Raw genomic sequence first — 13020 nt, 5'->3', positions numbered from 1 at the left:
TTCGCGCCTGACTATCACGCAAAATCTTGCGGACTTAACTTTTTAGCCGTCTTTTATAAAGCCACGTAAAACACGTGACGTCAATTGCTGCGAAATCGGTTCAGCAAACGAATAAATGCCGTGAATTTACGTTATTTAATTCACATCCAATCAAATAAGCGTTGCTTATGGAAATGTTAAAAAATCGCCCCGCTTACCACTAAGGGATTAGCGGGGTGACAAGCAGTTAATGCCAGCAGAAATGGTGCACAACCTGGGTGATTAATTCGCGGGTTGGCTTAATAAAGCGCGTTTCCAGATACTCATCCGGCTGATGCGCCTGATTAATGGAGCCTGGACCCAATACCAGCGTTGGGCAAAGCGTCTGGATAAACGGCGCTTCGGTGCAATAGTTCACCACTTCAGTCTGTGCGCCCAGCAGTTTCTCAACCACCTCTACCAGTTGATGGTCAGGTGGGCACTCATAGCCTGGAATTGGCGGATGCAGTTCCGATACGGTCAGGCGACCCGGCCAACGTTCGCTGACAGGGGCCAGCGCTTCGTTAAGTAACCCATTGAGATCGTTTAGCGTCATACCCGGTAGCGGGCGAATATCCATATGCAATTCGCAGCAGGCGCAGATTCGGTTGGCGGCGTCACCGCCGTGGATGTGGCCCAAATTTAACGTTGGATACGGGACGGTAAAGGCATCATGGTGATAGCGCGCTTTCAGGTCATCGCGCAGATGCATGATATGGCCGATGGCATCATGCATCAGTTCAATCGCATTAACGCCACGCGCTGGATCGCTTGAATGACCCGACTGACCCAGAATGCGTATCGCATTAGAGATATGGCCTTTGTGCGCGCGCACCGGTTGCAGGGATGTGGGTTCGCCAATGATCGCGCAGTCCGGGCGCAGAGCGGTAGTTTCAGAGAAGTAGCGAGCTCCCGCCATGCTGGTCTCTTCGTCAGCAGTGGCCAGAATGTACAGGGGTTTTTTCAGTTTCGTGACGTCGACATCACGCAACGCGTCGAGGATAAAGGCGAAGAAGCCTTTCATATCCGCCGTACCCAAACCATACAGCTTATTGTCATGCTCGGTTAGAGTGAACGGATCGCGCGTCCAGCGTCCGTCGTCAAAGGGTACGGTATCTGTATGGCCCGCCAACAACAGGCCGCCAGCGCCCTGTCCAATGCTCGCCAGCATATTGAATTTATTTCGCGTATCGGGAACCGGTTGGACCTCCACATTGAAGCCTAAATCTTTAAACCAGCCCGCCAGCAGAGTGATTAAACCTGCATTGCTTTGATCGAGCGCTTCTTCGGTGGCACTGATCGATGGCGTGGCAATCAGAGCGCGGTAAATCTCGATAAATGGCGGTAAATTGTTTTTCATTGTTGACACACCTCGGGTCATGATAGTATCAATATTCATGCAGTATTTGTGAATAAAAATACATTAACGTTGAGCGTAATAAAACCCACCAAGTGTAAGGTGAGGTGATAAAGGCTTATACCTGGCAACAGAATCTAAGAAGGTGAGCTGCCCCGATGTTGAATACGCTGATTGTGGGCGCCAGTGGCTATGCCGGCGCAGAGCTTGTGACCTATGTAAATCGCCATCCTGATATGACCATAACCGCTTTGACCGTCTCAGCGCAAAGCAATGATGCAGGAAAATTAATCTCCGATTTGCATCCGCAGTTGAAAGGCATTGTCGATTTACCGTTGCAGCCAATGTCAGATATCAGCGAGTTTAGCGCAGGGGTGGATGTTGTGTTCCTCGCAACGGCTCATGAGGTGAGTCATGACCTGGCTCCGCAGTTTTTGCAGGCCGGTTGCGTGGTGTTTGACCTTTCGGGCGCGTTTCGCGTAAACGACGGCGCGTTCTATGAAAAATATTATGGCTTTACGCATCAGCATCCTGAGCTGCTGGAGCAGGCCGTTTATGGGCTGGCGGAGTGGAACGCGGATAAACTGAAAGAAGCGAATCTGATTGCTGTGCCAGGTTGTTACCCGACGGCGGCGCAGCTTTCGCTGAAACCGTTGATTGATGCCGGGCTGCTGGATCTCAGCCAGTGGCCGGTAATTAATGCGACCAGCGGCGTGAGCGGTGCGGGGCGTAAAGCGGCTATCTCCAACAGCTTTTGTGAGGTGAGCCTGCAGCCGTATGGCGTGTTTACCCATCGTCATCAGCCGGAAATCGCCACTCATCTGGGGACAGAAGTGATTTTCACCCCGCATCTGGGTAACTTCCCGCGCGGAATTCTGGAAACTATCACTTGCCGCCTTAAGGCGGGCGTAACCCATGCACAGGTGGCTCAGACGCTGCAACAGGCGTATGGCGATAAACCGCTGGTGCGTCTGTATGACAAAGGGGTTCCGGCGCTGAAGAATGTGGTTGGATTACCGTTCTGCGATATCGGGTTTGCCGTACAGGGTGAACACCTGATCGTCGTGGCGACGGAAGACAACTTATTGAAAGGCGCGGCGGCACAGGCGATGCAGTGCGCAAATATTCGTTTTGGCTTTGCCCAAATGCAGTCTCTTATTTAAGGGTGCAACAATGAATCCATTAATTATCAAGCTGGGCGGCGTTTTACTGGATAGCGAAGAGGCGCTGGAGCGCTTGTTTGCTGCACTGGTGAATTATCGTGAGTCGCACCAGCGTCCGCTGGTCATTGTGCACGGTGGCGGCTGTGTGGTTGACGAGCTGATGAAGCAGCTGAATCTGCCGGTGAAAAAGAAAAATGGTCTGCGCGTCACGCCTGCCGATCAAATTGACATTATTACCGGTGCTCTGGCAGGAACGGCGAATAAAACCTTGCTGGCCTGGGCGAAAAAGCATCACATCGCGTCTGTGGGTCTGTATCTTGGCGATGGCGACAGCGTAAAAGTGACGCCGCTCGATAAAGAACTGGGTCATGTTGGACTGGCGCAGCCGGGTTCGCCTAAGCTGATTAACACGCTGTTGGAAAGCGGTTTTCTGCCGGTAGTGAGCTCTATTGGCGTCACTGATGATGGGCTGCTGATGAACGTGAATGCCGATCAGGCGGCAACAGCGCTGGCGGCAACGCTGGGTGCGGATCTGATCCTGCTCTCTGATGTGAGCGGTATTCTGGATGGTAAAGGCCAGCGTATTGCCGAAATGACCGCAGCGAAAGCGGAACAGCTGATTGAACAGGGCATTATTACCGATGGCATGATCGTGAAGGTGAATGCGGCGCTGGATGCCGCGCGTACGCTGGGTCGTCCGGTGGATATCGCCTCCTGGCGTCATGCAGAGCAACTCCCGGCGCTGTTTAACGGCACGCCAATTGGTACGCGTATTCTGGCTTAACTATTAATGTGCCGGATGGCGGCTTCGCCTTATCCGGCCTACGTGGGTTTTGTAGGCCCGGTAAGCGCAGCGCCACCGGGCAAAAATATCATATTAAGGAAATTCGTTATGGCACTTTGGGGTGGGCGTTTTACACAGGCAGCAGATCAGCGGTTCAAACAGTTCAACGACTCGTTGCGTTTTGACTACCGCCTGGCAGAACAGGATATTGTTGGCTCTGTGGCCTGGTCCAAAGCGTTGGTAACGGTCGGTGTACTGACTGCTGATGAACAGCTGCGGTTGGAAGAGGCGCTGAATAATCTGCTGGAAGAGGTTCGTGCGAATCCTCAGCAGATTCTGCAAAGCGATGCCGAAGATATTCACAGTTGGGTGGAAGGTAAGCTGATTGATAAAGTCGGCCAGCTTGGTAAAAAACTGCATACCGGACGTAGCCGTAACGACCAGGTCGCGACCGATCTCAAGCTGTGGTGCAAAGACACGGTTATCGAATTACTATCGGCCAATCGTCAGTTGCAAACTGCGCTGGTGGTGACGGCGGAGAATAACCAGGACGCCGTCATGCCGGGTTACACCCACCTGCAACGTGCGCAGCCGGTGACGTTTGCTCACTGGTGTCTGGCCTATGTTGAAATGTTGGCGCGTGACGAGAGCCGCCTGCAGGATGCGCTCAAACGCCTGGACGTCAGTCCGTTAGGCTGCGGCGCGCTGGCGGGTACGGCGTATGAAATCGATCGCGAGCAGCTGGCGGGTTGGTTGGGCTTTGCCTCGGCTACGCGCAACAGTCTGGACAGCGTTTCTGACCGTGACCACGTTCTGGAGTTACTCTCAGACGCCTCTATCGGCATGGTACACCTGTCGCGTTTTGCTGAAGACCTGATTTTCTTTAACACCGGCGAAGCGGGCTTTGTCGAGCTGTCCGATCGTGTGACTTCGGGTTCATCTTTGATGCCGCAGAAGAAAAATCCGGATGCGCTGGAGCTGATCCGTGGCAAATGCGGTCGCGTGCAGGGTGCGTTGACCGGCATGATGATGACGTTAAAAGGCCTCCCGCTGGCATACAACAAAGATATGCAGGAAGACAAAGAAGGGCTGTTCGACGCGCTCGACACCTGGCTGGACTGTCTGCATATGGCCGCGCTGGTGCTGGATGGCATCCAGGTGAAACGTCCGCGTTGTCAGGAAGCGGCGCAGCAGGGCTATGCTAACGCCACTGAACTGGCGGATTATCTGGTGGCGAAAGGTGTCCCGTTCCGCGAAGCGCACCATATCGTAGGTGAAACGGTGGTCGAGGCGATTCGACAGGGCAAACCGCTGGAGGCGCTGTCGCTTGCTGACTTACAAAAGTTTAGCCAGGTGATTGGCGATGATGTTTACCAGATCCTCTCGTTGCAATCGTGCCTGGACAAGCGTGCGGCGAAAGGCGGCGTGTCACCCCAGCAGGTTGCACAGGCGATCGACTACGCGAAGGCACGTCTGGCATAAAGTGATGGGTAATCATTCGAGCCTGGCGTCACGCCGGGCTTTTTTATGCAAAAAAAATGCGGACACAAGGTCCGCAAAAGTTCACGTTGGCTTTAGTTATTTCGAGTATGAGAGAAACTCTCAGAACGGACAGTAGCTTCAAGGGTTAAAGGGGTACCGTTCCGTTTCTGTGGTGCATTATTAAACAGAAAGCTTGATAGGGATAATCGTTCGTTGCTATGCTACCTATCGCTACGAACTATCGTGGCGATGGAGGATGAATAATGAATATTCGTGATCTTGAATACCTGGTAGCGCTAGCCGAACATCGTCACTTCCGACGAGCGGCAGACTCCTGTCACGTTAGCCAACCAACGCTGAGCGGGCAGATCCGCAAGCTGGAAGATGAGCTTGGCGTCATGTTGTTGGAGCGTACGAGTCGCAAGGTGCTGTTCACCCAGGCTGGTTTGCTGCTGGTGGATCAGGCGCGCACCGTGCTGCGCGAGGTCAAAGTGCTCAAGGAGATGGCAAGCCAACAAGGCGAGACAATGTCTGGCCCGCTGCATATTGGTTTGATCCCAACGGTGGGGCCATACCTGCTGCCGCATATTATTCCGATGTTGCACCAGACCTTCCCAAAACTGGAAATGTATCTCCATGAGGCGCAGACACATCAGCTGTTAGCGCAACTGGATAGCGGCAAGCTTGACTGCGTCATTCTGGCGCTGGTGAAAGAGAGTGAGGCGTTCATCGAAGTACCGCTATTTGATGAGCCTATGCTGCTGGCGATCTATGAAGATCATCCGTGGGCAAACCGTGACTGTGTACCGATGTCCGATCTGGCGGGTGAAAAACTGCTGATGCTGGAAGATGGCCACTGCCTGCGCGATCAGGCAATGGGCTTCTGCTTTGAAGCGGGTGCTGATGAAGATACCCATTTTCGGGCAACCAGTCTGGAAACGCTGCGTAACATGGTGGCGGCAGGAAGCGGTATTACCTTACTGCCTGCGCTGGCTGTTCCGCCGGAGCGTAAGCGTGATGGTGTCGTTTATCTGCCATGCATTAAACCCGAACCGCGTCGTACGATTGGTCTGGTGTACCGTCCTGGTTCGCCGCTGCGCAGCCGTTATGAACAGTTGGCAGAGGCCATCCGTGGATCAATGGATGGCCATTTCGACAGTGCGTTAAAACAGGCGGTTTAAGCCATTTAGCGCTGCTACCCGATAGGCTTCTGCCATGGTTGGGTAGTTAAAGGTGGTGTTAACGAAGTACTCGATAGTGTTACCACCACCTTTTTGCTCCATTATCGCTTGTCCGATGTGAATAATTTCGGCAGCGCGCTCCCCAAAGCAGTGGATCCCCAGAATCTCTTTGGTTTCGCGATGGAACAGGATCTTCAGCGTTCCGACACTCATACCCACGATTTGCGCACGTGCCAGATGCTTAAACTGGGCGCGGCCAACCTCGTATGGAACTTTCATTGCCGTGAGTTGCTGTTCGGTTTTACCAACGGAGCTGATTTCTGGAATGGTATAAATCCCGGTCGGGATATCTTCAATCAGATGCGCGGTGGCTTCGCCTTTTACCAACGCCTGGGCGGCAATGCGTCCCTGGTCGTAGGCTGCCGATGCCAGGCTCGGATAACCGATCACATCCCCTACAGCATACACATGCGGCAGCGCCGTCTGGTACATGCTATTCACTTTGAGCTGCCCACGGCTGTCGGTTTTCAGGCCAATGTTTTCCAGCGCCAGCGAATCGGTATTACCGGTACGGCCATTGGCGTACAACAGGCAGTCTGCCTTCAGTTTCTTACCGGATTTCAGGTGCATGATGACGCCGTCATCGCAGCCTTCAATCTTCTCATACTCTTCGTTGTGGCGAATGACCACACCGCTGTTCCAGAAGTGGTAAGAGAGCGAGTCGGACATCTCTTGATCTAGGAACGCCAGCAGACGATCGCGGGTGTTGATTAAATCAACTTTGACGTCCATTCCACGGAAGATCGACGCATATTCACAGCCAATGACCCCCGCGCCATAAATCAGCACATGGCGGGGTTCGTGGTGCAGGCTCAGGATAGAGTCGCTGTCGTAAACCCGGGGATGCGAAAAGTCGACATCAACAGGGCGATAAGGACGCGAACCGCAGGCAATAACAAACTTATCCGCAGTCAGCGTTTCCACCGTACCGTCGTGACATTCCAGGGCGATCGTGTGTTCATCAACAAAACGGGCATTCCCCTGCAAAATTTCGCAGTGATTGCGCTCGTAAAATCCTTGCCGCATACGCGTTTGCTGATTAATAACGTTATCAGCGTGGTTGAGAATATCGGCAAAAGAAGAACGAAGGAGTCGGGAGTGGTCGCTGTACAGTGGGTTCTGATTGAATTCAATAATGCGGCTGACGGCGTGGCGGAGGGCTTTCGACGGGATCGTGCCCCAGTGGGTACAGCCTCCGCCGACGTTATGATAGCGCTCAATCACCGCGACGCGCGCTCCTTGCTTAACCAGACCCATTGCAGCGCCTTCGCCGCCGGGACCGGAACCTATTACTATTGCATCGTAATCGTAGGAATGTGACATGGTCAGGCTTACCTGTTCTTATACATAAAAGCAACAGAATAGTAACATCGTTGTCAGGATAACCCAATTATCGTTGTGCTTTTTTGCGAAGTCGAAGCACAAACTGCGCGTAAACAATCATTCACAAAGCCATGCCAACCGCCTAATCTCTGGTATAGTGCCAGCAAGGTATGTGGAAGGATTCAGACATCGTGATGGGCGTTAGAGCGCAACAAAAAGAAAAAACCCGGCGTTCGCTGGTAGAAGCCGCATTTAGTCAACTGAGCGCTGAGCGTAGTTTTGCCAGCCTCAGTTTACGCGAAGTTGCTCGTGAAGCGGGCATTGCGCCAACCTCGTTTTATCGCCATTTCCGCGATGTGGATGAACTCGGCCTGACGATGGTGGACGAAAGCGGTCTGATGCTGCGTCAATTGATGCGCCAGGCGCGCCAGCGTATCGCGAAGGGCGGGAGTGTGATCCGCACCTCGGTCTCAACATTTATGGAGTTCATCGGCAACAATCCCAACGCCTTCCGTTTATTATTGCGCGAGCGTTCGGGGACATCCGCAGCGTTTCGTGCAGCGGTCGCACGTGAAATTCAGCACTTCATTGCGGAACTTGCGGACTATCTGGAACTCGAAAACCATATGCCTCGTGCGTTTACTGAAGCGCAAGCCGAAGCCATGGTAACCATTGTTTTCAGCGCCGGGGCAGAAGCACTGGATGTTGGCGCTGAACAGCGTCGACAGCTAGAAGAGCGGCTGGTATTGCAACTGCGCATGATCGCGAAAGGCGCATTTTATTGGTACCGCCGTGAACAAGAGAAGATGACGCACCACTCCGAGTAACGAGAAGGACAAGCAATGAAACAGTCAGGTCAAGATAAAGGTACGCTGCTGCTGGCGCTGGTTGCTGGCTTATCGATCAATGGTACATTTGCGGCGCTGTTTAGCTCCATTGTGCCATTCTCCGTATTCCCGATTATTTCGCTGGTGCTGACGGTTTATTGTTTGCATCAACGCTATCAGAACCGCACCATGCCTGTGGGATTGCCGGGCCTGGCCGCCGCCTGTTTTATTCTCGGTGTTCTGCTGTACAGCACCGTGGTACGCGCTGAATATCCGGATATTGGCTCTAACTTCTTCCCGGCGGTGCTGTCGGTGATTCTGGTGTTCTGGATCGGCTTTAAAGTGAGTAACCGTAAACAGGAAATTGTGGAGTAATAGTTGTCGCTGTAGGCCGGATAAGGCAAAGCCGCTATCCGGCAATCTGAACCGGTAGTGCTTATCCGGCCTCCGTTCAGTCTTACTTCTTCGTTAACAGTACTCCGCACTCCATATGGTGCGTATACGGGAACTGATCGAATAGCGCCAGACGTGAAACATTGTGCGTCTGGCTTAACGTTTCCAGGTTCTTACACAGCGTCTCCGGATTGCAGGAGATGTACAGAATGCGCGGATACGCCTGCACCATTTTCTCCGTTTCGCTGTCCAGACCGCTGCGCGGTGGGTCAACGAAGATAGTTTCACACTGGTAACTCTTCAGATCGATTCCCTGCAAACGGTTGAACTCGCGAACGCCGTTCATCGCCTGTGTAAACTCTTCGGCCGCCATGCGGATAATTTGTACGTTATCAATATGGTTAGCCGCGATGTTGTACTGTGCAGCAGCCACGGACGGTTTGGCGATTTCAGTGGCCAGTACGCGGTTGAAGTTTTGCGCCAGGGCTAACGAGAAATTGCCATTGCCGCAATACAGCTCCAGCAGGTCGCCTTTTGAGCCCCTGGTGACATCAATCGCCCACTCCAACATCTGAATATTCATGGCGGCGTTCGGCTGGGTGAAGCTGTTCTCAACCTGGCGGTAGATAATCTCTTTACCTGCAACCGGCAAGCGTTCGTCAATGTAGTCCTGGTCCAGCTCAATTTTGGTTTTGGTAGCCCGACCAATCAAATGCACGTTCAGGTTTTGCGCCCGCAGCGCATCTCGCAGCGCTTCGGCTTCCTTACGCCATTCATCATCCAGCTTTTTATGGTACAGCATCGAAACCACCGCCTGATCGCTCAGGGTTGTGAGGTAATCAATCTGAAACAGTTTGTGGCGCAGGACGTGGTTGTTGCGAACGCCGTCGATCATTGCCGTCATCAACGTGTTGATGAGCTCGCTGGCTGCCGGGAAGCTGTCGACGCGAATACGGTTTTTGGTCTGGCTGTCGAACATGATGTGGTACAGGTCATCACCGTCATGCCACAGGCGGAATTCGGCGCGCATACGGTAATGGCTGACCGGTGAGCGAAACACTTCCGGAGCCTGTGCATAAAATGGCGTCATTAAGCTCTGCAGACGCACTACTTTCTCAGCTAACTGGGCGTCGTACTGTTCTGTCGGAAGGTGTTCGGGGGTCATGATGCGTCCTGAAAAATAAAAGTACGCGGGGATTGTAGGGATTGCTCAACAGATGTCCAGTCATTGATGATTTCCGATAATGTGATACGCGGTCTGGACACCAGGTTGTAACATACTGTAGCATCCGTTTTCCGGTCCTGTGAGTTAAAAGGGAATCCAGTGTAAATCTGGAGCTGACGCGCAGCGGTAAGGAAGGTAAGAGATGAGCGCACCTGGTGCAGACACTGCGGATTGCCGCGGGAAGTCATCGTCTCTTTAAGTCGCCTCCAAGCCCGAAGACCTGCCGGCTAACGTCGCATCTGGTTTTCATCATCGCGTACTATCGGTGGGACCTGCGGCATCCTTCTTAAATTGTGGATGCTTTACAATGATCAAAAAATCATTGCTGTGCACGGCGCTGTCCGTCACGGCATTTTCTGGTTGGGCACAGGACACTCGCCCGGATACTCTCGTCGTCACTGCCAACCGTTTTCAGCAGCCTGTTAATACTGTTCTTGCCCCCACCGATGTGGTCACGCGTGAAGATATTCAGCGCTGGCAGTCAAAAGATCTGAATGATGTCATGCGTCGATTGCCGGGGGTAGATATCTCACAGACCGGTGGGATGGGGAGCAGCTCTTCTCTATATGTGCGTGGGACTGAAGCGCGTCATGTGCTGGTACTGATTGACGGTGTTCCAATGGCACGGCCAGGCATTTCCAATGGTGTTGATATTGGCCAGATTCCGGTATCGCTGGTGCAGCGGGTTGAATACATTCGCGGACCGCGTTCAGCGGTGTATGGATCTGGTGCGATCGGTGGTGTGGTTAACATCATTACGATGAGTGATGAAGAGAAATCGCAGATCAACGCAGGCATGGGTAGTAACGGTTATCAGACTTACGATGGCGCTATCAACAAGCGTTTCGGCGACACGGTGGTGACCGCTGCCGGCGCATATCAGACGACGAAAGGCTTTAACATTCAGCCCGATTCACCCTACAGCGGTGACAGCGACCGGGATGGTTACCGTAACAAGTTGTTCTGGGGCGCGGTACAGCATAAGTTCGACAATAATTTCTCCGGTTTTTTCCGTGGCTACGGCTACACCGCGAATAGCGATTATGACCAAGGGGCGTGGGGTTATCCGGGCGGTAATGACGAAGCCCAGAATTACAACCAGTCCTGGGATACGGGTTTACGGTACAACTCTGGCATTTACTCTTCTCAGTTAATTGCTAACTACCAGCGCCTGAAGGATTACAACTACAGTAACGAGCTTGGCCGCTACGCAGGAGATGCCACGCTGGATGATATGGAACAGCGTTATATCCAGTGGGGGAATAGCATTGAGGTTGGACATGGGGCGATCAACGGCGGTGTTGACTGGAAACAGGAAAAACTGACCTCCAGTAGCACGACGTTATCCGACAGCTATAAACGTGATACGACCGGGCTTTATCTGACCGGACAGCAACAAATTGACAGCGTCACGCTGGAAGCTTCGGGGCGTGAAGATCATGACGAACAATTCGGCTGGCATGGCACCTGGCAGACCGCAGCCGGCTGGGAGTTTGTTGATGGTTATCGCGCAACGCTCTCTTACGGTACTGGTTTCCTGGCACCCTCGCTGGGTCAGCAGTACGGGGCGACGCGCTTTGCCTCATCCTATGGGCCGGGTATTGCCGCCAACCCGAACCTGAAACCGGAAGAATCCAAACAGTGGGAAGCAGGAATTGATGGATTGACAGGGCCGCTTGATTGGCGTCTTTCCGCATACCACTATGAAATTCAAAACCTGATCGACTACAAGAATAACCAGTACGTCAACGTTAAATCAGCCACGATTAAGGGGCTGGAATGGACCGGAAACATTACGACTGGCCCTGTAGAACATCATCTAACGCTACAATACGTTGATCCGCGCGATGATGACACAAACAAGGTGCTCTATCGCCGTGCAAAACAGCAGGTTAAGTATGAGTTAACCGGACAGGTCCAGGATCTGGGCTGGAACGTTGCGTATCAATATATAGGTGAACGTTACGATAATGATTACGACAATAATCGTGATGTTAAATTGGGCGGCGTCAGCTTATGGGATATCGGATTATCATATCCAATCACCTCACAGCTGACAGTTCGTGGTAAAATCGCCAACCTGTTCGATAAAGATTACGAGACAGTTTATGGCTACGCAACTGCAGGACGGGAATACACCTTGTCTGGCAGCTACACCTTCTGATCCCCGTCCCACCGTGCTGGTGTTTGATTCCGGCGTCGGTGGGTTGTCGGTCTATGACGAGATCCGGCGTCTTCTGCCGGATCTCCACTATATCTACGCTTTCGACAACGTCGCCTTTCCTTATGGAGAGAAGAGCGAGGAGTTTATCGTCGAGCGTGTTGTTGAGATTGTGACTGCTGTCCAGCAGCGCTATCCCCTTTCTCTTGCGGTCATCGCATGTAATACAGCAAGCACGGTGTCGCTTCCTGCGTTACGTGAGAAGTTTGCCTTCCCGGTTGTGGGCGTGGTGCCTGCGATTAAACCGGCGGCGCGACTCACGGCGAATGGCGTAGTGGGGCTGCTGGCTACGCGTGCAACGGTGAAGCGCTCGTATACCCATGAGCTGATTGCGCGGTTTGCTAACGAATGCCAAATTGCAATGTTGGGTTCCGCCGAGCTGGTGGAACTGGCGGAAGCGAAGCTGCACGGTGAAACAGTTTCTCTGGAAGAGCTGCGGCGTATTCTGCGTCCGTGGCTGCGGATGTCGGAACCACCCGACACGGTAGTGCTCGGGTGCACTCATTTCCCTCTATTACAGGAAGAGCTTTTACAGGTCCTGCCCGAGGGGACGCGGCTGGTGGATTCTGGTGCCGCGATTGCGCGCCGCACGGCCTGGTTATTAGAACATGAAGCGCCAGATGCGAAATCAACAGATGAGAACGTTGCATTTTGTATGGCAATGACGACAGAAGCCGAACAACTATTGCCCGTGCTACAGCGCTATGGCTTTAAAACGCTCGAAAAACTGTCAGTTTAAGTTGTTTTGATGAAAAAATACGCACTCGGAAGATTATTTTAAATTTCCCCTTGTCAGCCCGAAATAACTCCCTATAATGCGCCTCCACTGACACGGAATAACGGATTACAAGCCGCCGGGTCAGCGGGGTTCCACTGAGAATCTCGTAGAGAAAAGCAAAAATAAATGCTTGACTCTGAATGAGGAAAACGTAATATACGGGACCTCGCGACAGAGCGCTAAAGCGCGTCGCAACTGCTCTTTAACA

Annotated in this window: 11 protein-coding genes and 1 riboswitch; of the genes, 8 read left to right on the top strand and 3 right to left on the bottom strand. The window is 52.8% G+C overall.

All coding sequences use genetic code 11. The features are described from left to right. Positions 1-226: 226 nt before the first annotated feature. The gene (gene argE, locus SK33_RS22485) at positions 227-1378 is read right to left on the bottom strand and encodes an acetylornithine deacetylase (protein WP_003028848.1); all 1152 of its coding nucleotides are present in this window, start codon (positions 1376-1378) and stop codon (positions 227-229) included. 155 nt (positions 1379-1533) lie between these two features. Between argE and argC the strand changes: the two genes are divergently transcribed. The 4 genes from argC (at position 1534) to oxyR (ending at position 5985) form a co-directional block, all read left to right on the top strand. Next, the gene (gene argC / locus SK33_RS22480) at positions 1534-2538 is read left to right on the top strand and encodes an N-acetyl-gamma-glutamyl-phosphate reductase (protein ID WP_048220123.1); all 1005 of its coding nucleotides are present in this window, start codon (positions 1534-1536) and stop codon (positions 2536-2538) included. Positions 2539-2548: 10 nt separating this feature from the next. Beyond that, on the top strand, positions 2549-3322 hold the full coding sequence (gene argB, locus SK33_RS22475; protein WP_032950733.1) for an acetylglutamate kinase: 774 nt from the start codon (positions 2549-2551) through the stop codon (positions 3320-3322). A gap of 108 nt (positions 3323-3430) precedes the next feature. Then, positions 3431-4804, top strand: coding sequence for an argininosuccinate lyase (gene argH, locus SK33_RS22470; protein ID WP_032950735.1), 1374 nt, complete (start codon positions 3431-3433; stop codon positions 4802-4804). A 263-nt stretch (positions 4805-5067) separates the two neighbouring features. Then, positions 5068-5985, top strand: coding sequence for a DNA-binding transcriptional regulator OxyR (gene oxyR / locus SK33_RS22465; protein ID WP_003028858.1), 918 nt, complete (start codon positions 5068-5070; stop codon positions 5983-5985). Here the strand turns inward: oxyR and sthA are convergent. After that, entirely contained in the window at positions 5968-7368 is a 1401-nt protein-coding gene (gene sthA, locus SK33_RS22460) for a Si-specific NAD(P)(+) transhydrogenase (RefSeq protein WP_003028860.1), read from the bottom strand. The genes oxyR and sthA overlap by 18 nt on opposite strands. Positions 7369-7559: 191 nt before the next feature. On the opposite strand from sthA, the gene fabR reads away from it, so the two are divergent. Beyond that, positions 7560-8195 (top strand): HTH-type transcriptional repressor FabR, encoded by a 636-nt coding sequence (gene fabR / locus SK33_RS22455; protein ID WP_003028862.1) that lies wholly within the window; start codon positions 7560-7562, stop codon positions 8193-8195. Positions 8196-8210: 15 nt separating this feature from the next. After that, a complete protein-coding gene (locus SK33_RS22450) occupies positions 8211-8570 on the top strand; it encodes a YijD family membrane protein (RefSeq protein WP_048220125.1) in 360 nt (119 codons plus the stop codon). 82 nt (positions 8571-8652) lie between these two features. Here SK33_RS22450 and trmA read toward each other — a convergent pair whose 3' ends face one another. Then, entirely contained in the window at positions 8653-9753 is a 1101-nt protein-coding gene (gene trmA / locus SK33_RS22445) for a tRNA (uridine(54)-C5)-methyltransferase TrmA (RefSeq protein WP_003028866.1), read from the bottom strand. Positions 9754-9868: 115 nt separating this feature from the next. Next, positions 9869-10055, top strand: a riboswitch (cobalamin riboswitch). Between the two features lie 65 nt (positions 10056-10120). On the opposite strand from trmA, the gene btuB reads away from it, so the two are divergent. Beyond that, positions 10121-11977 (top strand): TonB-dependent vitamin B12 receptor BtuB, encoded by a 1857-nt coding sequence (gene btuB, locus SK33_RS22440; protein ID WP_003028868.1) that lies wholly within the window; start codon positions 10121-10123, stop codon positions 11975-11977. Beyond that, on the top strand, positions 11922-12773 hold the full coding sequence (gene murI, locus SK33_RS22435; RefSeq protein ID WP_003847829.1) for a glutamate racemase: 852 nt from the start codon (positions 11922-11924) through the stop codon (positions 12771-12773). Before btuB ends, murI begins: the two co-directional genes overlap by 56 nt. The last annotated feature ends 247 nt before the right edge of the window (positions 12774-13020 follow it).

Origin of the sequence: Citrobacter sp. MGH103 (genome assembly GCF_001034475.2) — a bacterium.
Lineage (GTDB): Bacteria > Pseudomonadota > Gammaproteobacteria > Enterobacterales > Enterobacteriaceae > Citrobacter > Citrobacter freundii.
Note: the sequence above shows the minus strand (reverse complement) of the source record. Positions and strands in the feature narration are given on the sequence as shown.